15 protein-coding genes are annotated in these 22,245 nt (G+C 64.3%); 11 read left to right on the top strand and 4 right to left on the bottom strand.

Going from position 1 to position 22,245, the window contains the following annotated elements; translation table 11 throughout:
* Window positions 1-102 precede the first annotated feature (102 nt).
* Complete coding sequence (gene ppsA / locus ACYU03_RS08500) at window positions 103-2,478, bottom strand: phosphoenolpyruvate synthase (protein ID WP_461889713.1); 2,376 nt, start codon at window positions 2,476-2,478, stop codon at window positions 103-105.
* A gap of 177 nt (window positions 2,479-2,655) precedes the next feature.
* Between ppsA and ppsR the strand changes: the two genes are divergently transcribed.
* On the top strand, window positions 2,656-3,474 hold the full coding sequence (gene ppsR, locus ACYU03_RS08495; protein WP_461889711.1) for a posphoenolpyruvate synthetase regulatory kinase/phosphorylase PpsR: 819 nt from the start codon (window positions 2,656-2,658) through the stop codon (window positions 3,472-3,474).
* A 135-nt stretch (window positions 3,475-3,609) separates the two neighbouring features.
* On the opposite strand, the gene ACYU03_RS08490 is transcribed toward ppsR, so the two are convergent.
* Together ACYU03_RS08490 and ACYU03_RS08485 are read right to left on the bottom strand one after the other, a co-directional pair.
* Window positions 3,610-8,475, bottom strand: a complete 4,866-nt coding sequence (locus ACYU03_RS08490) for an NAD-glutamate dehydrogenase (protein WP_461889709.1) — start codon at window positions 8,473-8,475, stop codon at window positions 3,610-3,612.
* A gap of 328 nt (window positions 8,476-8,803) precedes the next feature.
* Window positions 8,804-9,751 carry a Dyp-type peroxidase gene (locus ACYU03_RS08485; RefSeq protein WP_461889707.1) on the bottom strand — a complete coding sequence of 316 codons (948 nt, stop codon included), beginning with the start codon at window positions 9,749-9,751 and terminating at the stop codon, window positions 8,804-8,806.
* A 184-nt stretch (window positions 9,752-9,935) separates the two neighbouring features.
* Between ACYU03_RS08485 and ACYU03_RS08480 the strand changes: the two genes are divergently transcribed.
* The 4 genes from ACYU03_RS08480 to ACYU03_RS08465 all read left to right on the top strand — a co-directional run bounded on the left by ACYU03_RS08480 (window position 9,936) and on the right by ACYU03_RS08465 (window position 13,801).
* Entirely contained in the window at window positions 9,936-10,289 is a 354-nt protein-coding gene (locus ACYU03_RS08480) for a hypothetical protein (protein ID WP_461889705.1), read from the top strand.
* A gap of 130 nt (window positions 10,290-10,419) precedes the next feature.
* Complete coding sequence (locus ACYU03_RS08475; RefSeq protein ID WP_461889703.1) at window positions 10,420-11,130, top strand: FadR/GntR family transcriptional regulator; 711 nt, start codon at window positions 10,420-10,422, stop codon at window positions 11,128-11,130.
* Between the two features lie 105 nt (window positions 11,131-11,235).
* Window positions 11,236-12,429, top strand: coding sequence for an L-2-hydroxyglutarate oxidase (gene lhgO, locus ACYU03_RS08470; protein ID WP_461889701.1), 1,194 nt, complete (start codon window positions 11,236-11,238; stop codon window positions 12,427-12,429).
* Between the two features lie 43 nt (window positions 12,430-12,472).
* Window positions 12,473-13,801, top strand: a complete 1,329-nt coding sequence (locus tag ACYU03_RS08465; RefSeq protein WP_461889699.1) for an MFS transporter — start codon at window positions 12,473-12,475, stop codon at window positions 13,799-13,801.
* Window positions 13,802-13,830: 29 nt separating this feature from the next.
* On the opposite strand, the gene ACYU03_RS08460 is transcribed toward ACYU03_RS08465, so the two are convergent.
* Window positions 13,831-15,216, bottom strand: coding sequence for a phospholipase effector Tle1 domain-containing protein (locus ACYU03_RS08460; RefSeq protein WP_461889697.1), 1,386 nt, complete (start codon window positions 15,214-15,216; stop codon window positions 13,831-13,833).
* Window positions 15,217-15,446: 230 nt separating this feature from the next.
* Here ACYU03_RS08460 and ACYU03_RS08455 point away from each other — a divergent pair, with 230 nt between their 5' ends.
* Genes ACYU03_RS08455 through ACYU03_RS08430 form a run of 6 tightly spaced genes read left to right on the top strand, consistent with a single transcriptional unit; the run spans window position 15,447 to window position 22,240 of the window.
* Window positions 15,447-16,406, top strand: coding sequence for an AAA family ATPase (locus ACYU03_RS08455; RefSeq protein WP_461889695.1), 960 nt, complete (start codon window positions 15,447-15,449; stop codon window positions 16,404-16,406).
* Window positions 16,407-16,410: 4 nt separating this feature from the next.
* The gene (locus ACYU03_RS08450) at window positions 16,411-17,355 is read left to right on the top strand and encodes a DUF58 domain-containing protein (RefSeq protein WP_461889694.1); all 945 of its coding nucleotides are present in this window, start codon (window positions 16,411-16,413) and stop codon (window positions 17,353-17,355) included.
* On the top strand, window positions 17,352-17,846 hold the full coding sequence (locus ACYU03_RS08445; protein WP_461889692.1) for a DUF4381 domain-containing protein: 495 nt from the start codon (window positions 17,352-17,354) through the stop codon (window positions 17,844-17,846). The genes ACYU03_RS08450 and ACYU03_RS08445 overlap by 4 nt, the downstream gene beginning before the upstream one ends.
* On the top strand, window positions 17,839-18,909 hold the full coding sequence (locus ACYU03_RS08440; protein WP_461889690.1) for a vWA domain-containing protein: 1,071 nt from the start codon (window positions 17,839-17,841) through the stop codon (window positions 18,907-18,909). The genes ACYU03_RS08445 and ACYU03_RS08440 overlap by 8 nt, the downstream gene beginning before the upstream one ends.
* Entirely contained in the window at window positions 18,906-20,624 is a 1,719-nt protein-coding gene (locus ACYU03_RS08435; RefSeq protein WP_461889688.1) for a vWA domain-containing protein, read from the top strand. The genes ACYU03_RS08440 and ACYU03_RS08435 overlap by 4 nt, the downstream gene beginning before the upstream one ends.
* Window positions 20,621-22,240 carry a BatD family protein gene (locus ACYU03_RS08430; protein ID WP_461889686.1) on the top strand — a complete coding sequence of 540 codons (1,620 nt, stop codon included), beginning with the start codon at window positions 20,621-20,623 and terminating at the stop codon, window positions 22,238-22,240. The genes ACYU03_RS08435 and ACYU03_RS08430 overlap by 4 nt, the downstream gene beginning before the upstream one ends.
* The last annotated feature ends 5 nt before the right edge of the window (window positions 22,241-22,245 follow it).

Below are 22,245 nucleotides of genomic sequence, written 5' to 3'. Positions count from 1 at the left end.
GGGGCTTGGACAAAAAAAGGGCGGGAACCATTGCTGGAACTCGCCCTGGGAAAACCAGGCAAGGGCGCTCCGCCGCAGCGGGTCGCCCTTGCGTTCTCTGCATCAGACCGCGCCTTGGCCCTCGGCCAGGAAGAACCAGGTCTCGAGGACCGAGTCGGGGTTCAGCGATACGCTCTCGATGCCCTGCTCCATCAGCCACTTGGCCAGGTCCGGATGGTCCGATGGACCCTGGCCGCAGATGCCGATGTACTTGCCGGCCTTGTTGCACGCCTGGATGGCGTTGGCCAGCAGCTTCTTCACCGCAGGGTTCCGCTCATCGAACAGGTGGGCAATGATGCCCGAGTCGCGATCCAGGCCCAAAGTCAGCTGGGTCAGGTCGTTGGAGCCGATGGAGAAGCCGTCGAAGTACTCGAGGAACTCGTCGGCCAACAAGGCGTTGGATGGCAATTCGCACATCATGATAACGCGCAGGCCGTTGACGCCACGGCCCAGGCCGTTCTCGGCGAGCAGGTCGACCACTTGGCTGGCCTCGCCCAGGGTGCGCACGAAAGGCACCATGATCTCGACGTTGGTCAGGCCCATTTCGTCGCGCACGCGCTTGAGTGCGCGGCATTCGAGTTCGAAGCAATCACGGAACGACTCACTGATGTAGCGCGAAGCGCCACGGAAGCCGAGCATCGGGTTTTCTTCTTCCGGTTCGTACAGCTTGCCGCCGATCAGGTTGGCATATTCGTTGGACTTGAAGTCCGACAGGCGGACGATGACCTTCTTCGGCCAGAACGCCGCGGCCAGTGTGCTGATACCCTCGACCAGCTTCTCGACGTAGAAGCCCACCGGATCGTCGTAGCCGGCGATGCGCTTGTCGACGCTCTCTTTGAGCTCCGGCGGCAGGCCGGCGTAGTTCAGCAGCGCCTTGGGGTGCACGCCGATCATGCGGTTGATGATGAATTCCAAGCGCGCCAGGCCGACGCCGGCGTTGGGCAACTGGGCAAAATCGAAAGCACGATCAGGGTTGCCGACGTTCATCATGATCTTGAACGGCAGGTCGGGCATCGCGTCGACCGAATTCTGGCGCACGTCGAAGCCTAGTTCGCCTTCGAAGATAAAGCCGGTGTCGCCTTCGGCGCAGGAAACGGTGACGCCCTGGCCATCCTTGAGCACCTGGGTGGCGTTGCCGCAACCGACCACGGCCGGAATACCCAGTTCACGGGCGATGATCGCCGCGTGGCAGGTACGCCCGCCACGGTTGGTGACGATGGCGCTGGCGCGTTTCATCACCGGTTCCCAATCCGGGTCGGTCATGTCGGAGACCAGCACATCGCCTGGCTGGACCTTGTCCATCTCGGACACGTCCTGGATCACGCGGACCTTGCCGGCGCCTATGCGCTGGCCAATGGCGCGGCCCTCGACCAAAACAGTGCCCTTTTCCTTGAGCAGGTAGCGTTCCATGACATTGGCGCTGGCGCGGCTCTTCACAGTCTCAGGGCGGGCCTGGACGATGTACAGCTTGCCGTCGTCACCGTCCTTGGCCCATTCGATGTCCATCGGGCGCTGGTAGTGCTGCTCGATGATCATCGCCTGCTTGGCCAGTTCGCTGACTTCGGCATCGGTCAGGCAGAAACGCGCGCGGTCGGCGCGATCGACGTCGACGGTCTTGACCGAACGGCCGGCCTTGGCTTCGTCGCCATAGACCATCTTGATCGCCTTGCTGCCCAGGTTGCGGCGCAGGATCGCCGGACGGCCAGCCTGCAGGGTGTTCTTGTGCACGTAGAATTCGTCAGGGTTGACCGCCCCCTGGACGACGGTTTCGCCCAGGCCGTAGGCGCCGGTGATGAATACCACGTCACGGAAGCCCGACTCGGTGTCGAGGGTGAACATCACGCCGGCGGTGCCGGTTTCCGAACGGACCATGCGCTGCACGCCAGCGGACAGGGCCACCAGCTTATGGTCGAAGCCCTGGTGCACGCGGTAGGCGATGGCACGGTCGTTGAACAGGGAGGCGAAGACTTCCTTGGCCGCGCGGATCACGTTGTCCACGCCACGGATGTTGAGGAAAGTCTCCTGCTGGCCGGCGAAGGACGCGTCCGGCAAGTCTTCGGCAGTGGCCGAGGAGCGAACGGCAACCGCAATGTTGGGGTTGCCCTTGGACATTTCGGCGAAGGCGGTGCGAATTTCGGCATCCAGGCGAGCCGGGAATTCAGCCTCCATGACCCACTGACGGATCTGCGCGCCGGTCTTGGCCAAGGCGTTGACATCATCGACGTCCAGCGCATCGAGCGCGGCGTGGATGCGGTCGTTCAGGCCACTCTGTTCGAGAAAATCGCGATACGCCTGAGCCGTAGTGGCAAAGCCGCCCGGCACCGATACACCGGCACCTGCGAGGTTACTGATCATCTCGCCCAGGGATGCGTTCTTGCCCCCCACATGCTCTACATCATGGACGCCGAGCTTATCGAGGGAAACTACGTACTCAACCAAGGTGATCTCTCCACTAACTGTGTTGGAAAAGCTCAGGACGCCCGCCTGCCTGCTCTGGCTTGGCCGGGCGTTTGTGGCCTGGACCTGGAAAATAAGTGAGAATGCCGACATACCGCGTTCGGCAAACCGAACTTATCATACTTCAAGATTCTTCAGCAGCTTAAGGCCCAGGCGCAAATGAAACGATCCGCGTTCTTCATCTCCGACGGCACCGGTATCACTGCCGAAACGCTGGGGCAAAGTCTGCTCGCGCAATTCGATAGCATTCCTTTCAATAAATTCACTCGTCCCTACATCGACAGCCTGGACAAGGCCCGCAGCATGGTGCAGCAGATCAACGACGCCGCCGAGCGAGACGGGGTGCGCCCGATCATCTTCGATACCATCGTCAACCAGGACATCCGCGAGGTCCTGGCCACGTCCAATGGCTTCATGATCGATATTTTCTCGACCTTCCTGTCCCCGCTAGAGCAGGAGTTGACCGCCCATTCTTCATACTCCGTGGGCAAGTCCCACTCGATTGGCGGCAACTCCAACTACATGGAGCGGATCGAGGCGGTCAACTTCGCCCTGGACAACGACGACGGCGCCCGTACGCATTACTACGACAAGGCCGACCTGATCCTGGTCGGCGTATCGCGCTGCGGCAAGACCCCGACCTGCCTGTACATGGCCATGCAATTCGGCATCCGCGCGGCCAACTACCCGCTGACCGAGGACGATATGGAACGCCTGCAACTGCCGGCAGTGCTGAGGAAGTACCAGCACAAGCTGTTCGGCCTGACCATCGACCCGGACCGCCTCACCGCCATCCGTCACGAACGCAAGCCCAACAGCCGCTACTCCAGCTTCGCCCAGTGCGAGTTCGAGGTGCGCGAAGTGGAGAACCTGTTCCGCCGGGAGAACATCCCGCACATCAACTCCACGCACTTCTCGGTGGAGGAGATCTCGGCGAAGATTCTGGTCGAGAAAGGCGTCGAGCGCAGGTTCAAGTGAGCTAGCGCTTCGGGGTAATGCCGCTAGTTTGCAGCGTGCTTGAAAACCCAAGACATACGCCTATGCGCCATGGCGCCCCCAGAAACCCAAAAGCCCCGGCATCGCTGCCGGGGCTTTTTCATTTCAGCTATCGCTTCAGGACGGCACCACCACCCCCTGCCCGCTCATCGCCAGGTCGACCAGCTCGCGGTTGGCCACTGCATACATGGCGTAGTCGGTCCCGGTGGCGTTGCGCAAGTCGTCGAGCATGGCGCGCCAGCGCTCGACCATAGTGCGGTGCTGCTCCAGCCACAACGCTACCCGTGCATCCATGTCCTGCGGGGCATCGGCCATCTGCAACACCGAAATGGTGATGGCGCGCTGTTGCAGGTCGATATCGTCGCGGAAGGCTTCGCGGGCCAGGGCCTGCCAGTTGTTCTCCACCGGCAGGTTGCTGATTTCCTGGAGATACCAGGCCAGGTCGAGGCCGCTGCCCACGGCGAAGAAGGCCTTGGCCACCTCGGCTGGGTCCTGGCCGGTGACATCCGAGGCCTCGATGATCGGCAGCAAGGTGTACAGGTGGGTAGTCCCGGCCACCATGCGCGCCAACAGTTCCGGCACACCGGCTTCGACGAAGCCCTGGTAGCGCACCTGCCAGCGTTCGCGGGTGGGGCCCTCCAGCAACTCGTCGAGTTTCAGGCCCAAAGCGGCGATCTTCGGCCCGAAGTGCGCCACGTCACGGCCAGCGTCCTGTTCGTTGCGCCGGCTACGCAGGAACCAACGGGTCGCACGGCGGCCCAGGCGCATCAGTTCGTCCATCAGGGTCAGCTGGATCTCGGCCGGCACTTGGTAGTCCAATGCCTCGATCTGGCGGAACCAGTGTGGCAGGTGGAAGATGTCGCGCACGATGACATAGGCGCCGGCGACGTTGGCCGGGCTCATGCCAGTGGATTCCTTCAGGCGCTGGACGAAGGTGATGCCCATGTTGTTGACCAGGTCGTTGGCGATCTGGTTGCTGACGATCTCGCGCTTGAGGCGGTGACGGCGCATGGACTCGGCGAACTTGTTGGTCAGCGACGGCGGGAAGGCGGTCTCCATGTCGCGGGTCAGGTAGTCGTCATCAGGCACCAACGACTTGAGCAACTGCTCCTTGAGGTCGATCTTGCTGTAGGAAATCAGCACTGACAGTTCGGCGCGGGTCAGGCCCTGGCCGGCGGCCAGGCGTTCGCTCAGTTGTTCCTCGGATGGCAGGAACTCGATGGCCCGGTCCAGCTTGCCGCGGCTCTCCAGGTCGGCCATCAGGCGCTTGTACTCGGCGATCCGCTCGCGGGCGCGGCGTGCCGCCAGGGACAGGGCCTGGGTCTGCTTGTAGTTGTTGCCCAGCACCAGCGAGGAGACTTCATCGGTCATGCTGCCGAGCAACTGGTTGCGCTGCTTCTCGGTCATGTCGCCGGCCTGCACCACTTCGTTGAGCAGGATCTTGATGTTGACCTCGTGGTCGGAGCAGTCCACGCCACCGGCGTTGTCGATGAAGTCGGTATTGGTGGCACCACCGTGCAGGCCGAACTCGACCCGGCCGAGCTGGGTCATGCCCAGGTTGCCGCCCTCGCCCACCACCTTGCAGCGCAGCTCGTTGCCGTTGACACGCAGGGCATCGTTGGCTTTGTCGCCGACATCGGCATGGCTCTCGGTGCTGGCCTTGACGTAGGTGCCGATACCGCCGTTCCACAACAGGTCGACCGGCGCCTGGAGCAGCGCATGCAACAGCTCGGTCGGGGTCAGCCGGTCAGCCTCGATGGCGAAGCGTTCCTTCATCTGCGGGGTGATGCTGATGCTCTTGGCGCTGCGCGGGAAGATCCCGCCGCCTTCGGACATGATGCTGGTGTCGTAGTCGCTCCAGGCCGAACGTGGCAGGTCGAACAGGCGCTGGCGCTCGGCGAAGCTGGTGGCCGAGTCCGGGTTCGGATCGATGAAGATGTGCAGGTGGTTGAACGCGGCGACCAGTTGCAGCTTGTCGGACATCAGCAGGCCGTTGCCGAATACGTCGCCGGCCATGTCGCCGACACCGATCACCGTGATCGGGTCTTCCTGGACGTTGATGCCACGCTCGCGGAAGTGCCGCTGCACGCCAACCCAGGCGCCACGGGCGGTGATGCCCATCTTCTTGTGGTCGTAGCCGGCCGAGCCGCCCGAGGCGAAGGCATCGCCCAGCCAGAAGCCGTAGTCGATGGCGATGCCATTGGCAATGTCGGAGAAGGTCGCGGTGCCCTTGTCCGCCGCCACCACCAGGTAGGGGTCGTCGTCATCGTGGCGCACCACGTTGGCCGGAGGCACCACCCCACCCTCTTTCAAGTTGTCGGTAATGTCGAGCAGGCCGGAGATGAAGATTCGATAGCAGGCGATGCCCTCGGCCTGGATTTCATCGCGGCTGCCGCCCAACGGCAGGCGCCGCGGCAGGAAGCCCCCCTTGGCACCGACCGGAACGATCACCGAATTCTTCACCTGTTGGGCCTTGACCAGGCCGAGCACCTCGGTGCGGAAGTCTTCCTCGCGGTCCGACCAGCGCAGGCCGCCGCGAGCGACGTTGCCAAAGCGCAAGTGCACGCCCTCGACCCGTGGCGAGTAGACGAAGATTTCGAACTTCGGCACCGGCTTGGGCAGTTCAGGGATCAGCCTCGGATTGAACTTGAAGCTGAAGTAGGACTTGTTCTGGCCGTTGGCGTCAGGCTGGTAGAAGTTGGTACGCAGGGTGGCCTTTATCAGGTCCAGGTAGCGGCGCAGGATGCGGTCCTCGTTGAGCACCTGGACTTCGTCCAGGGCCGCGAGAATCGCCTGCTCCAGGCGCTGCTGCTTGTCATCCAGGTCTTCGCTGGTCAGCTTGCGCGCCAGGTAGAAGCGGGTCTTGAACAACCGGGTCAGCTCACGGGCGATGTCGGTGTGGTTGTTCAGGGTAGCGGCGATGTAGCCCAGGTCGAAGCCGAGGCGGATCTGCTTGAGGTAGCGGGCATAGGCGCGCAACAGCGCCACGTCGCGCCATGGCAGGCCGGCGGTGAGCACCAGGCGGTTGAAGGCGTCGTTCTCGGCGTCGCCGTTGACGATATGGACGAAAGCGTCCTGCAGGGTGTCGTTGAGCTGCTGGATATCCAGGTTCAGGCCTTCGCTGTAGGTGAAGGCGAAGTCATGGATCCAGAACTCACGGCCATTGGCGTGGCGCAGGCGATAGGGGAACTCGCCCAGCACGCGCAGGCCGAGGTTCTCCAGAATCGGCAGGACATCCGACAGCGCCAGCGGCGTGTCGGCATGGTACAGCTTGCAGTGCAACTGCTGTTTGCCGGCCTGGGTCAGCGGCTGGTAGAAGCTCATCACCAGCGGCTTGTGCTCGGACAGGGCCAGCACATGCTGCATGTCGACCACCGCCGAGTGGGCGGCGAAACGCTCGCGGTAGCCCGCCGGGAAGCCTTTCGGGAAATCGGCCAGGATGTTGGTGCCCTGGGCCTCGCCGAAGCTTTCGACGACCAGGCTGGCATAGTCGTCCTTCCAGGAACGACAGGCCTGGATAACTTCGTTTTCCAGTTGCTGCGGGTCGATGTCGATACGGTTCTTCGGGTCCACCCGCAAGATCAGTTGCACACGCGCCAGCACCGATTCGGAGAAGAACGTCCAGAACTCGCAGTCGCTGGCCTTCAGGCGCTCCATCAGCACCTGCTGGATCTTCTGCCGCACCTCGGTGGAGTAGATGTCGCGCGGCACATAGGTCAGGCAGTAGCAGAAGCGGCCGTAGGGATCCTTGCGCAGGAACACGCGGATCTTGTTGCGCTCCTGGATCTGCACGATCGACATGACGGTGCTGAACAGCTCGTCGATCGGCGTCTGGAACAGGTCGTCACGCGGCAGCACTTCCAGCACCTGGGCCAGTTCCTTGCCCAGGTGAGCCTTGGGATCGAAGTGCGAGCGGCGCTCGACTTCCGCGACCTTGCCACGGATATAGGGGATGGTGCGCACGCTCTCGCCGTACACCGAAGAGGTGTACAAGCCCATGAAGCGGCATTCCTTGATGACATTGCCGTCGGCGTCGATCTGGCGAATCGAGACGAAATCCGGGTAGGCCGGGCGATGCACGCGGCTTGGTTGCGAGGCCTTGGCGAAGGACAGCAGCAGCGGCTCCTTGAGGTAGGCCACGGCGTAGTCTTCGATGCGCAGGTCATCAGCACTCAGGCCTGGGCGCAGCAGGCGGGCCAGGCCCAGGAAGGACTGATCGTCATAGACCAGGTGACCACCCTCGGCATCGGCCTGGACCACGAACTCCTCGTAGCCGAGGAAGGTGAAATGATTGTCCACCAGCCAGGACAGGAAGCTCTCCACCTCGGCCTTGTCGTTCTGCGCCGGCGCGTAGGCGGTCTGCTCAACCAGCTCCAGCAACTCGCGCAGCTTGGCCTTCATCGGTTCGAAGTCGTCGACGGCGACGCGCACCTCGGCCAGCACCTGCTCGATCTCGCGGGTCAGCACGTTGAGTTCGGCGGCATTGGCGCAGCGGTCGATCTCCAGGTACATCAGCGATTCCTGATGCACGCCCTCGCCCTGGGTCCCCTTGGGCAGCAACTCGACCAGTTCGCCCTTGGCGCCGCGACGCACGCTCAGCACCGTGGTCTGCAAAGTATGGATGCTGTAGCCGCGGCGGTTCAGCTCGGTGCGCACCGAGTCGACCAAAAATGGCAGGTCGCTGTGCAGCACCTCGACCGCGGTGTGGGTCGACTGCCAGCCGTGGCGTTCGTAATCGGGGTTGTACACCCGCACTTGCGGATGCTTGGCGTCGAAGCGCTCGATGATGCGCCAGGCAGAGAGGGTGCAACCGGCCAGGTCGGAAAGCCTGCGCTGGGTGAGTTCGTCCAGAGAGATGATGCCGAAGAACTGCTCGGCGAACAGTGCCACTTGTGGCAGGGACTGCTCGCTGATGTGCTGCGCCAGGGCCGCTTGCAGTTGATGCTGGAAGTCGGCTTTGCTGGCTGCGGTGAAGAACGCCATCTGTGGTACTCCGCTTGGGCTTTGTTATGAGTGAAGCGTCGCGCACGTCCGCCATGTACGGATCAACGATAGCCAACCCGCAGCAGGAAGACGGTAAAACCAGGAAGAACAGGCGTTGAACGCGGCAGGCGCGTTCATCCATTCCACGGATGGGCATCTGCAAAAACGACTGCCGCAGGCTCAGGCTGTGTCTTTACGGGTGACCATCGATTGCGCAGCTTAACGACTGGCAGGTCTCGGCTGCTTGCAGCGCTGCGACATATTCGGTCATAACGGGCACCTCCGAGGCCGGTAGCTCGGCCTCGGAGAGCGCAAGCGGGAGGGTGCCTCAAGGCTGGCGGTCGGCCAAGGCCTCGAGCAAGTCGGCCGAAGGAACGAAGAACAGACCACCGGTGACCGCGGTGCTGAAATCGAGCAGGCGGTCGTAATTGCCCACTGGCTTGCCGACGAACATGTTCTCGAGCATCTGCTCTATGGGCTCGGGCGACCGCGCATAGCCAATAAAGTAGGTGCCGAACTCACCTGCGCCGGGGCGGCCGAAAGGCATGTTGTCGCGCAGGATCTTCACCTCCTCCCCGTCCTCAGTGAGGGTGGTCAGGCTGCTGTGCGAACAGCTCGGCTTGACCGATTCATCCAGCTCGATATCGGACAGTTTGGTCCGGCCGATGATGCGTTCCTGGGCTTCGACGGGCAATGCGTTCCACTCGGCCATCTTGTGCAGGTACTTCTGCACCAGCACATAGCTGCCACCGCTGAACGCAGGATCCTCATCGCCAATGATGGTGAACGCCACCGCCTTGCGCCCGACCGGGTTTTCCGTGCCGTCGACGAAACCGATGATGCTGCGCATGTCGAAATAGCGGAAACCCTGTACCTCATCGACCACCGAGACCGCGTCGCCCAAGGCTGAAATCAGCTGCGTCGCCAGCTCGAAGCACAGGTCCATCTGGTCGGCACGGATGTGCAGCAGGATATCCCCCGGTGTTGCCGGCGCGCGGCGCCCTTCCACGCCAAACTCCCGGAACGGGTGCAACGACGCCGGGCGTGGCGCGCCGAACAGCCTGTCCCAAGCCTCGGCGCCAAAGCCACAAACACAAGACAGGTTGCCGGCAGGCACCCGCTTGCCGACCGAGCGGGTGAGCCCGGCGACATCGCCACACCAGGCACGTACCTTGGCGGCAGACTCGGGGTCCGGCTTGCAGGTTGCGACGATGAAGATCGCACTGCTGGTAATGGGATTGCAGACGGACTGGGGTTCAAGGATTGCGTCGGGCATAAGTACGGATTCCACCATTTGATCGCTGTGGGGTGCCAAGTGGAACGAGGGTAGCAGAGCCGCAGGCGCCCGGCACGGGCTAGACAGCCCTGGCTCTCACAAAGGGCAAGGCCCGGCAACATTGCGTTTATGCAACGGTGGAAGACTGGCAGAATTGCATTTCCTCTTGATGATCGAGCCGCCCATGCAACTGAAAACCGCCCTGCTCTTCGCCACCCCCTGCGACGACGAAGAGGACAATATGGCCACCCTGTGCTGCCACAGCGACAAGGGCCAGATGTTCCTGCTGACCCGCTACCCGGACGAAGACACGGTCGACCTTACCCTCGATGATGAACCTTCTACCCTGGACGGCCTGAAGATCACCCTGGGCGCGACCCGCCTGCTGCTCGAAGTGGCTGCCGCGGACACCGATGCGCTCAAGGGGGATGATCACTTGGAGATCCTCCATGCCACACCGGCGGGTGACCTGGCCGAAGTGGAACTGACCTTGCAGAACATTCTCAAGGGAACAGGCACCTACGTCAGCGAGCTCTGATGCCTTTGCGCCCGATGGCAAGAGTGACTGGCGTATGCAAGTCAACGCCTGTCCACTCCCCAAGCCACCTTGACAACCAGTCCCTGCCAACGACATAGTCTGACAACCTGATCAATAGACAAGACCTTCCATGCTTGAGCTCCAGCGCCCTGATACCCTAGTCGAACGCGTCGTCGGTGCCATCCGCGCAGAGATCGACTCAGGCCGCCTGGCCGCCGAATCCCGCCTGCCCACCGAACAGCAACTGGCCGAACAACTGAACGTCAGCCGCTCGGTAGTGCGTGAAGCGGTGGCGCAGCTCAAGGCCGATGGGGTACTGATCGCCCGCCGTGGACTCGGTTCGTATATCTCGCAGACCCCCAGCGGCACCGTCTTCCGCTTTCCCGGCAGCCATGGTCGCAAGCCAGACCTGGCGCAAATGTTCGAGATGCGCCTGTGGATCGAGACGCAGGCCGCGGCCATCGCCGCGCGCCGCCGCGACGACAGGGACCTGGCGAACATGGCCAAGGCCCTCAAGGAGATGCTCGACAAACGCAGCGACTTCGCCGCCGCTGCAGCTGCTGACGTAGCCTTCCACCGGGCCATTGCCGAAGCCAGCAAGAACGACTATTTCGTGGCTTTCCACGACTTTCTGCGCGGCCAACTGGCCAGCGCGCGCCAGACCGCCTGGGAAAACTCCGCCACCCATTCGGTCGGTGGCTCGGCGGATGCCAACCGAGAACACCAGGCCCTCTACCAGGCTATCGCCGACGGCGACCGTGAGGCTGCCGCAGCCTGCGCCGAAGCTCACCTGCGGGCCTCGGCCAAACGCCTGAAACTCGAACTCCCCGCCCTCGACTGACCCCAGGAGCCCCTTGCATCGCCTGGCGAGGCCTTCACACGCACACATTAGTCTGACAACCTGATAAGCAGATCCACCGACAAGAACACTCAAGGTAACCCCTGCATGATTTACGACTACTGCATCATCGGCGGCGGCATCGTCGGCCTCGCCACCGCCATGGCCCTGCTGGAGCAGCGCCCCAGCGCTTCTTTGCTGATCCTGGAGAAGGAAGCCAGCCTGGGCCGGCACCAGACCGGCCACAACAGCGGCGTGATCCATGCAGGCATCTACTACGCCCCCGGCAGCCTCAAGGCCGACCTGTGCAAGCGCGGCGCCCAGGCCACCAAGGACTTCTGCACCGAGCACGGCATCGCCTTCGACGTCTGCGGCAAGCTCCTGGTGGCTTCCAACACCCTGGAAATGCAACGCATGCAGGCCCTCTACGAGCGTTCGCAGCAAAATGGCCTGAAGGTCGAGCGTCTAGATGCCGCCGAGTTGCAGCGCCGCGAACCGAACATCGCAGGCTTGGGCGGCCTGTTCCTCGATGCCACCGGCATCGTTGACTACAAGCAGGTATGCCAGGCCATGGCCCGGGTGATCCAGGCAGCCGGTGGCGAGGTGCGGCTGTCGACCACGGTCCGCGCCATCCAGGAGAACGGTGACAACGTCACCATCAGCAGCGACGGCCAAGCCTGGCGCGCGCGCCAACTGGTGGCCTGCGCGGGCCTGCAGTCCGACCGTCTGGCACGCTTGGCCGGGGTGAAGATCGACCACCAGATCATCCCCTTCCGCGGCGAGTACTACCGCCTGCCAACGAGCAAGAACCAGATCGTCAACCACCTGATCTATCCCATCCCCGACCCGGACCTACCATTCCTCGGCGTGCACCTGACGCGAATGATCGACGGCAGCGTCACCGTCGGCCCCAATGCCGTGCTCGGGTTGGGTCGGGAAAACTATCGCAAGTTCTCGGTGAACTGGCGCGACGTCGCCGAATACGCGCGCTTCCCCGGCTTCTGGAAAACGATCTGGAACAACCTGGGTTCCGGCACCGCCGAGATGAAGAATTCATTGTTCAAGCGCGGCTACCTGGAGCAATGCCGCAAGTACTGCCCGTCGCTGCAGGTGGAAGACCTGCTGCCCTACGAGGCCGGTATCCGCGCCCAGGCGGTGATGCGCGACGGCACCCTGGTGCACGACTTCCTGTTCGCCGAGACCCCGCGCATGGTGCATGTCTGCAATGCCCCATCGCCGGCTGCCACCTCGGCCATCCCAATCGGCCAGATGATCGCCGAAAGGATCCTCAAGGCCCGCTGAACCCCTGCTGCACACCACTACAAAGACAATAAGGAAACCTCTGATGTCGGTACATGAGGCGGCCCTTGCCGCGACGGAAACCCCTGAACAGCAACGCAAACGCCTGCGCAAGGTCGCGGCGGCGACCATCTTCGGCTCGATGCTGGAGTGGTACGACTTCTACCTCTACGCGACCATGGCGGCGATCGTTTTCTCGAAGATCTTCTTCGATGCCAGCAACCCGGCAGTGGCGTCGCTGCTGGCCTTCTCCACTTTCGCCATCGGCTTCATCGCCCGGCCTTTCGGCGGCATCCTGTTCGGTTACCTAGGGGACCGTTTTGGCCGCAAGCAAGTACTGGTGATCACCTTCTGCATGATGGGCCTGTGCACCATGCTGATCGGCCTGATCCCGAGCTATGCCTCGATCGGCATCTGGGCGCCGATCATCCTGGTGGCGGTGCGCATCATCCAGGGCCTGGGCGCCGGCGCCGAACTGTCCGGCGCAGCCGTGACCTCCTATGAGCACGCCAGCGAAGGCAAACGCGGCAGCCAGGGCGCCTGGCCAGCGCTGGGCCTGAACCTGGGCCTGCTGCTGTCGTCTCTGACCGTGTACCTGCTGACCATGAACGGCAACGAGTTCCTGCTCAGCGGCGGCTGGCGCATCCCCTTCATCGCCAGCATCGCCCTGGTCGGCGTCGGTCTCTGGGTGCGCAAGAGCATCCCGGAAACACCGGACTTCAAGGAACTCGACAAAGACCCGGGCAAGCCGCAGGTCTCGCCGCTCAAGCTACTGTTCAAGAACGACCTCAAGGGTCTGGGCGTGGTGTTCTTCGTGGCCATCGGCTACAACGCCCTGAGCTACATCTTCAAGACCTTCTCCCTGGCCTACCTGACCCAGTTCAAGGGTGTCGAAGCCCATGTCACCTCGCTGTCGGTGACCATCGCCAGCCTGGTGGCCATCTTCGCCGTACCGTTCTTCGGCTGGCTGTGCGACAAGTGGAGCAGCAAGACCGTATTGATGCTCGGCGGCGTCTTCTCGGTGCTGTTCGCCTACCCCTTCCTGCAACTGCTGGGCACCGGCGAACCGATGATGATCTACCTGGCCATCGCCATCGGCACGGGCCTGCTCGCACCGATGATGTTCGCCCCACAGGGCTCGTTCCTCAGCCGTCAGTTCCCGACCCAGACCCGTTCCTCGGGCTTTGGCACCGGCCGCGAAATCGGCACCGCCGTGGCCGGTGGCCTGGCACCGCTAGGCGGCCTGGCCCTGGTCGCAGGGTCGGCCACCCACTCCACCGACGGCGTGGCGTTGATCCTGGCCATTTCCGGCGTATTGGTGGTGCTCTTCGCCTGGTGCGACCAGGGCCGCAAGCATTCCAGTTCGAAGAACTGAGGCAAGTAGGCGCCCACCCGGTATAGGCGCTACACGGTCACCTTGCCATGCACCATCCGGCCCCCTTCGGCGGGCCGGTTGATGTAGAACAGGTCCAGCGCGCTGTTGCGCAACCCCTTGAGCGGGTTCCAGTGTGCGGAGGTATGGATGTACTTCGCTCGCAGCAGGTGCTGTTCTTCATCGGTCAGGTTTGGCGCAGGACTACGCCCCAGGGCGAAATCCTGCAGTTTCTGGCCGATGCCCTGCAGGTCCTGGGGCAGGCAGTAACGCTCAGCCGCTTGGTCCAGCTCGGTCAGAGGCACCCCGCAGCCAACCGCCAGCTCGCGCATGATGCGCAGGTAGACCCTCGACAGGTGGCCATGCACTTCGCGCTCGCGGAACAAGGTAGCGTACACCTGCTTTTCCGGCCCCTGCCGCTTACAGCGGTCTTCCGCCAAGGGCACTTCCCACGTCAGGACCCTCGGACGGGGCGGCGGCGAGTCAGCGTATTCACTGGCCAGCAAGGCCTCCGCAGCGGCATGGGCCGTGGTCCGCTGCACCGGCGTGCCGGCCGGAACCCGGTTCGAGCGCGGCTTGCTCAGCAAGACACGCTCCTGCATTCGCTCCAAATAGCCCCCGCCAATATCGGAATGGGCACCAGGCACAGGGATGTCATGGTCGGTATGGACCAACGGGAAGTTGTGCCGATGCTCGTCGGCGGCGACCAACTGGACCACCTTGCGCGCCGCATCCGGCCCCAGGTGAAGGTCCAGGCCGTCATTGCGATCGTTGCTGGCACTGAAATCGCCGCTCAAAGGCGAAATGATCGCCGCCACCGTGTCGAACAGGCCAATGAAGTTGATGAGCATACCGGCAGATCCTTTGAACGCCTCAGCAAACACCTGCGGCTTGCTGGCAATGGCCTTGGCCAGCAGGCTGTCGTCACCCTTGAGCAGGTCGTTGGCCAAGTGCCTGGCCGCCGCGGCTCCCCGACTGAAGCCGAACAGATCGAACTCGACCGCCCTGATCCGCACCTGAGGATGGCTGGCCAGCATTGCTGCCAGTTGGCCGGCGCAAGCCTCGACAGCGTGGACCACGCGGGCCATGACACCTGTACGCCAGCGCCCCGTGGCTTGGGCATAGGGGGAGTCGGCCTGGCCCTGGGTAGTGCCGATGCCCTCGACATAGACCTTGAGAAAAGCCCGTGCATCCCCCTCCCCCAAGCGGCCCACCGTCTCCTGGTAGCACTCATGAAGCAGCGCCACGTTGGTCAGGGCGTTGCCATAGCTGGTGTCCGACAGGCTCTCCAGCCCATCGGCGGGCACCCCGGAAGTTTCGACGCTGTTGCTGCGATTGTTGCCTGTGCCATCGAAGAATATCCCTACTCTCAGGGTGATCGCCTGCACTGGGTCGGACGTCGCGCTGTACATGTTCATCCTTGATCCCTCCTTGAAAACGCCACATGGAAGGGCAAGCAGTCCTATTTACAAATCAGCAACTTCCGATACCCCTGACGGGCTATTCCTAAATATCGAACACTTCGGGTTTTCGAGATTTTTCCGTGCCGCCATTGGTCGGCACCGGCCCGGATGGATTAAAGTATCAGCCCCTGCCCGGGAGCTGCTTCCCCCGCGCGCCCAGGCCTATTTCAGGAACCGTCGACGATATGGAACACCGTGAAGCGCTGAACGCGCTGCGCACCTTTCTTTCAACCCAGATCCTTGGCCAGGAGAAACTGATCGAGCGCTTGCTGATCGTGCTGCTGGCCGACGGCCACATGCTGGTCGAGGGGGCTCCCGGGCTGGCCAAGACCAAGGCCATCAAGGAGCTGGCAGAAGGGATCGAAGCGCAGTTCCATCGCATCCAGTTCACACCCGACCTGCTGCCGGCCGACATTACCGGCACCGAGATCTATCGTCCGGAAACCGGCAGCTTCGTGTTCCAGCAAGGTCCGATCTTCCACAACCTGGTCCTGGCCGACGAGATCAACCGCGCGCCGGCCAAGGTGCAGTCCGCCCTGCTCGAAGCCATGGCCGAGCGCCAGGTCAGCGTCGGTCGCAGCACCTATGAGCTGTCGCCCTTGTTCCTGGTCATGGCCACACAGAACCCGATCGAGCAGGAAGGCACCTATCCACTGCCCGAAGCCCAGCTCGACCGTTTCCTCATGCATGTGAAGATCGGCTTCCCCGATGCCGCCGTAGAGCGGCGTATCCTTCAGCAGGCCCGGGGCGAGGCGCTCAACGGCGAGACCAAGCCGGAACGGCGGGTCAGCCAGCAGGCGATCTTCGCTGCGCGCAAGGAGATCCTCGGCCTGTACATGGCCGACGCCGTGGAGGAGTACCTGGTGCAGTTGGTGATGGCCACGCGCACGCCAGGCAAGTTCGACCCGGAGTTGGCCGACTGGATCGCCTACGGCGCCAGCCCACGTGGTTCGATCGCCCTGGACCGTTGCGCCCGGGCCCATGCCTGGCTGGCCGGGCGGGATTTCGTCAGCCCCGAGGACATCCAGGCGGTGCTCTTCGATGTGCTGCGCCACCGCGTCATCCTGTCCTTCGAGGCCGAAGCAGCGGGGATCGACCAGGACCGGGTGGTCCAGCGTATCCTCGACGCCGTCGCCGTTGCCTGACCCCATGCCTGACGCCCAGCTGGCCGCACCCGGCATCCGCATCAGCCTCACAGAGCTGATCGAGATGCGCCATCGCGTGCGCGAAGTGCAGCTGTTCTCCCGGCCCGGCCAGCGCAGCCCGCTGGTGGGCTTGCACCATTCCAAGCTACGCGGGCGTGGCGTGGATTTCGACCAGGTGCGGGTGTACCAGGCCGGCGATGACGTGCGCAATATCGACTGGCGGGTTACAGCACGCACCCAGGAGCCCCACACCAAGCTGTTCCACGAGGAGCGCGAACGACCGATCTTCATCCTCGCCGAGCAAAGCCAACGGTTGTTCTTCGGTTCCGGGCTGATGTTCAAGTCGGTGCTGGCGGCCCAGGCCGCCGCCCTGTTCGGCTGGGCCGCGCTGGGCCACAACGACCGTATCGGCGGCCTGGTGTTCGGTGACGACGAGCACTACGAGATCAAGCCCCGGCGCAGCAAGCAGAGCCTGCTGCAATTGCTCAACCGCCTGGCGCGGGTCAACCAATCGTTGCACACCGAGGCCGTACCGCAACCCGACAGCCTGGGCCTGGCCCTGCGCCGCGCCCGCGAGGTACTACGGCCGGGCAGCCTGGCCATCGTCATCTGCGACGAGCGGGCGTTGACGCCTGCGGCCGAGCAGCACTTGAGCTTGCTGTCGCGGCATTGCGACCTGCTGCTGATGCCATTGTCCGACCCACTCGACCACGCCTTGCCGGCCGCCGGCCTGCTGCGCTTCGCCCAGCATGGCGCACACCTGGAGCTGGATACCCTGGACGCGAACCTGCGCCAACATTACCGCCAACAAGGTGAGGCGCGCATCGAACGCTGGGAACTGCTGGCCCAGAAGTTGAGGGTGCTGTTGATGCCCCTGAGCACCCAAAGCGAAATGATCGAGCAGTTGCGTGAACACCTCAACGCCCAGCGTCCCGGGAGCACCTCATGAACCCGCTGGACCAACTGCAACCGCTGATCGCCCCGCCCCCGGTCGGCCTGTGGCCACCGGCACCGGGCTGGTGGGCCGTGCTACTGCTCCTGCCAGTGCTGGCCTGGGGTTTGTGGCGCCTGCGCCACTGGCGGCCGGGCAAGCGCCGGATAGTACGCGCCGAACAACCCCTGGACCCAATCCGCCTGGAAGCCCTGGCCGAGCTGGCACGCCTGCCCCGCCCCTACGACGGCGCGCCGGCCGGCGCCTGGCTGCAGCAGATCAACGCCCTGCTCAAGCGCCTGTGCCGCAACCATTACCCCGGTGCCAACAGCCATACTCTCAACGGCCGGCAGTGGCTGGCGTTCCTCGACAACCGCTGCCCCGCCGCCGGCCTGACCCGCTGGATGGTGCTGGTCGAAGGCGCCTACAAGCCCGAGTGCAGACTCGACGACAAGGCCATCGCCGGGCTCAGCCAGGCGGTCGAAACCTGGATACGCAAGCATGTTTGAACTGGCCTGGCCCTGGGTGTTCCTGCTCCTGCCACTGCCCTGGCTGGCACGCCTGCTGCTGCCCACGGCCGACAGCGGCGAGCCGGTGCTCAAGGTGGGGTTTCTCGAGGAGTTGGAAAGCCTGGCCGGGCGCCGCGCCCGCCTGCAACTGCCGACCTGGCGTCAGCAGGCGCCCTATGTGCTGATCTGGCTGCTCCTGCTGCTGGCCGCCGCTCGGCCCCAGTGGCTGGGTGAACCGGTACCGGTGGCGGCCAGCGGCCGCGACCTGCTGGTGGCGGTGGACGTGTCCGGTTCCATGGACTTCCCCGACATGCACTGGCAAGACGAAGACGTCAGCCGCCTGAGCCTGGTCAAAGCACTGCTCGGCGATTTCCTGCAGGACCGCGAAGGCGACCGTGTCGGCCTGATCCTGTTCGGCAGCCAGGCGTACCTGCAGGCGCCGCTGACCTTCGACCGACGCACCGTGCGCACCTTCCTCGACGAAGCGCAGATCGGCATCGCCGGCAAGAACACCGCCATCGGCGACGCCATTGGCCTGGCAGTCAAGCGCCTGCGCCAGCGTCCAGCGCAGAGCCGTGTGCTGATCCTGATCACCGATGGCGCCAACAACGGCGGGCAGATCCATCCATTGACCGCCGCGCGCCTGGCCGCCCAGGAAGGCGTACGCATCTACACCATCGGCATCGGGGCGAACCCAGAGGCCAGCGGCACCCCTGGACTGCTTGGACTCAACCCGAGCCTGGACTTGGACGAGGCCTCGCTCAGGGAGATTGCCGAAATCACCCATGGCGCCTATTTCCGCGCCCATGACGGTGCCGAGCTGGGCGCGATCGGCGACACCCTCGACGAGCTGGAGCCCGTGGCCCAGCAACCCACCCAGGCCCGCACGGCCACAGCCCTGTACAGCTGGCCCCTGGCCCTGGCGCTGCTGCTCAGCGTCCTACTGGTGATCGCGGCACAATGGCCCGACAATCTGCTGCAGCGCCTGCTGCGCCGGCCGCTATTGCTGCAACCACACCCAGACTGGCGGCAACGGCTCCAGCGTCTGAGGAGGCGGCGATGATCGATTTCTGGCCGCAGTGGCTGCGTCCGTTCTGGCTGCTGGTACTGCCGCTGCTCGCCTGGTTGCTGTGGAAACTCTGGCACCGGCGCAAGCGCGCCGGACGCTGGCAGATGATCCTCCCAGCGCAGTTCCATGCCGTGCTGCTGGGCGGCGGCAGTGGCAACACCAGCAAGCTGCCGTGGGTCGCCCTGGGCCTGGCCTGGCTACTGGTGGTCCTGGCTTTGCTGGGGCCAAGCTGGCAACGCCTGGAAGAAACCCGCCAACGCCCGGCCGACCCGCTGGTGATCCTGCTCGAACTGACACCGCAGATGCTTGCCCAGGACAGCACGCCCAACCGCCTGGAACAGGCCCGGCGCAAGATCCTCGACCTACTCGAACACCGGCGTGACAGCCAGACCGCGCTGGTGGTCTACGCCGGCAGCGCTCACACCCTGGTGCCGCTGTCCGACGACCTGGCGACCAGCCGCAACCTGCTCGAAGCCGTGGACCCGTCGATCATGCCCCAGCCCGGCCAACGCGCCGACCTGGCCGTGCGCAAGGGCCTGGCGCTGCTGGCCCAAAGCGGTCTGGGCCAGGGACGCCTGTTGCTGATCGGCTCTTCGCTCAGCGCCCGGGAACGGGAAGGTATCCTCCAGGCCCTGGGCCGCCAAGGGCCGAGCCTGCTGATGCTCGGTATCGGCAGCGCTGAAGGCGCGCCAGTGCGCCAGGCCACCGGCGAATACCTCAAGGACGACCAGGGCGGCATCCTCCTGCCACGCCTGGACAGCGCCAGTCTCAGGGCTTTCATCAGCAGCACAGGTGGCCGCTACCGCCACGCCCGCATCGACGACCTGGACCTGCGCGGCCTGGGCCTGTTCAACAATCCCCGGGCCCTGCGCAACGAAGGCCAGACCCTGCACCTGGACAGCTGGGCCGACCAGGGCTACTGGCTGCTGCTGCCACTGTTGCTGCTGGCAGCCTGTGCCGGTCGACGTGGCTGGCTGTTCTGCCTGCCATTGCTGCTGGCCCTGCCCCAACCGAGCCAAGCCTTCGAATTCAACGACCTGTGGCTGCGCCCCGACCAGCAAGGCCAGCGTCTGCTCGAACAACAGCGCCCAGCCGAGGCCGCACGACATTTCCGGGACCCGCAATGGCAAGGCATAGCCTTCTACCAAGCCGGCGATTTTGCCGCGGCGGCACGCGCCTTCGCCCAGGACAACAGCGCCACGGCCCACTACAACCGTGGCAATGCCCTGGCCCGCAGTGGCGAGCTGGAAGCGGCGCTGGATGCCTACGAGCAAGCCCTGGAACGCCAGCCAGACCTGCAGGTGGCATTGGATAACCAGACCCTGGTGGAACAACTGCTGCAACAACGCGAAGCCACGGCCGAGGCGCAACCCACACCGAGTGATGCCCAAGGCACTCCAGGCAGCGACACCGACGGCAACAGCAGCTCGGCCAGCAGCCAAGCCCAGGGTATCCCCGGTAACGAAGACGAAGCCGTGCCCGGAGACAGCGGCGACAGCAACAGCAACGGCCAGGCACAATCCTCCAACCAGGGGGGCGACGATGAAAAGGTCACCCGGCCGCCCCAACGGCCAGTCTCCAGCAGCCTGGACGCCGAGCAGCGCCAGGCGTTGGAGCAATGGTTGCGGGAAATCCCCGACAACCCGGCAGAACTGCTACGGCGCAAATTCTGGTATGAACAGCAATTGCATCAGGGAACCTCACAATGAGTCGCCTCGGCGTCCTTCTCCTCAGCCTGTTGTTCACCGTGCAAGCGCAGGCCGCGCTGCAGGCCAGCGTCGACCGTGCGCGCCTGGAAGCCGGTGAAACCCTGGAGCTGACCCTGGAAAGCCAGGACGTGACCCAATTCGGCAAGCCTGACCTGAGCGCCCTGGAGGGCGACTTCGAAGTGCGCGGCACACGCCAGCTCAACAGCCTGCACACCCTCGACGGCGAGACCCGCGCCAGCACCCGCTGGATCATCACCCTGCTGCCACGGCGCAGCGGCAGTCTGCAGATTCCTGCGCTACAGCTGGGCCAGGCGCGCAGCCAGGCCATCGACCTGCAGGTGCAACCAGCCGATAGCAGCCGTCCAGGCAGCGCCGCCCAGGTGTTCATCGAAGCCACCCTGGACAGCGACAACATCTACGTCCAGGCCCAGGCCGTACTGACCCTGCGCATCTATCATTCGGTGTCGCTGTATGACGACAGCAGCCTGAGCCCGCTGCAGTTGGACAACGCCAAGGTCGAACCGCTGGGCGAGTCGCGCACCTACGAGAAGCAGATCAACGGCGTACGCCATGGCGTGATCGAGATGCGCTACGCCCTCTACCCACAGCAGAGCGGCCCGCTCGAGATCCCGCCGCTGACCTTCACCGCGACGGCGGTGGACACTGCCCAGCAACAGCCCGGCAGCCCGCGGGGCGGCAAACAGGTACAAGTCAGCTCGCTGCCGCTGCGCCTGGAGGCCAGGCCGATTCCGCCCGAGTATCCGGCCGACGCCCCTTGGCTGCCGGCACGGAGCCTGACCCTGGAAGAACACTGGAACCCGGACCCGGCACGTCAGCCGACACAGATCGGCGACTCCCTGACCCGCAGCATCACCCTGCGTGCAGAAGGACTGTCCAGCACCCAACTACCACCGCTGCCCGCCACCGAGGTCAAGGGCCTGCGCCGCTACCCGGACCAAGCACAACTGCGCAACGAGGTCAGCGAGCGCGGCATGACCGCCAACCGCGAAGAACGCGAGGCGCTGGTACCGACCCATGCCGGCAACCTGCAACTGCCGGCCCAGGAGGTCACCTGGTGGAACACCCGTGAAGATCACCTGGAGCACAGCAGCCTGCCTGCCCGCGCCCTGAACGTGCAAGACAACCCGGCACTGGGTATCGAGACGCCGGTCAGTGACAGCGGCGCCCGCACGGCCCTGCTCTGGCCCTGGCAACTGAGCACCCTGGTGCTGGCCCTGACCACTCTGCTCGGCTTTGCCTTGTGGTGGCGGGCCCGCTCGCAACCGGCCGTTCTGCGCGCCGCGCAGAATGGCCCGAGCCCACGCAGCCTGTTGGACGACCTCAAGCGCGCCTGCCAAGCCAACGATCCCCAAGCGACGCGCCAGGCCCTGGATGCCTGGGCGCGCCAACAACCGGAAACCCTGGCCGACATGGCCGCGCGTTTCGTACCCTTGTCCGATGCCTTGGATGGCCTCAATAGCGCCCTGTACAGCGAAAGCGGACAATACTGGCACGGCGACGAGCTGTGGCGCGCCATCGGCACCATCCCACCGGCCGAGCAGGTCCAGCCGCTGCCCAGCGAGACTGGCAGCCTGCCGCCGCTGTACCCTAAATAACCCTT

It is taken from the genome of Pseudomonas sp. X10, assembly GCF_054889225.1.
The sequence above is the reverse complement of the archived record's forward strand: the minus strand, read 5'-3'. Positions and strand labels throughout refer to the sequence as shown.

Coding starts and splice junctions, on each gene's coding strand:
- ACYU03_RS08455 (WP_461889695.1), top strand. CDS start 15,447: ATGGAACACCGTGAAGCGCTGAACGCGCTGCGCACCTTTCTTTCAACC.
- ACYU03_RS08480 (WP_461889705.1), top strand. CDS start 9,936: ATGCAACTGAAAACCGCCCTGCTCTTCGCCACCCCCTGCGACGACGAA.
- ACYU03_RS08465 (WP_461889699.1), top strand. CDS start 12,473: ATGTCGGTACATGAGGCGGCCCTTGCCGCGACGGAAACCCCTGAACAG.
- ACYU03_RS08490 (WP_461889709.1), bottom strand. CDS start 8,475: ATGGCGTTCTTCACCGCAGCCAGCAAAGCCGACTTCCAGCATCAACTG.
- ACYU03_RS08445 (WP_461889692.1), top strand. CDS start 17,352: ATGAACCCGCTGGACCAACTGCAACCGCTGATCGCCCCGCCCCCGGTC.
- ACYU03_RS08475 (WP_461889703.1), top strand. CDS start 10,420: ATGCTTGAGCTCCAGCGCCCTGATACCCTAGTCGAACGCGTCGTCGGT.
- ACYU03_RS08460 (WP_461889697.1), bottom strand. CDS start 15,216: ATGAACATGTACAGCGCGACGTCCGACCCAGTGCAGGCGATCACCCTG.
- ACYU03_RS08450 (WP_461889694.1), top strand. CDS start 16,411: ATGCCTGACGCCCAGCTGGCCGCACCCGGCATCCGCATCAGCCTCACA.
- ACYU03_RS08435 (WP_461889688.1), top strand. CDS start 18,906: ATGATCGATTTCTGGCCGCAGTGGCTGCGTCCGTTCTGGCTGCTGGTA.
- ACYU03_RS08485 (WP_461889707.1), bottom strand. CDS start 9,751: ATGCCCGACGCAATCCTTGAACCCCAGTCCGTCTGCAATCCCATTACC.
- ACYU03_RS08440 (WP_461889690.1), top strand. CDS start 17,839: ATGTTTGAACTGGCCTGGCCCTGGGTGTTCCTGCTCCTGCCACTGCCC.
- lhgO (WP_461889701.1), top strand. CDS start 11,236: ATGATTTACGACTACTGCATCATCGGCGGCGGCATCGTCGGCCTCGCC.
- ppsR (WP_461889711.1), top strand. CDS start 2,656: ATGAAACGATCCGCGTTCTTCATCTCCGACGGCACCGGTATCACTGCC.
- ACYU03_RS08430 (WP_461889686.1), top strand. CDS start 20,621: ATGAGTCGCCTCGGCGTCCTTCTCCTCAGCCTGTTGTTCACCGTGCAA.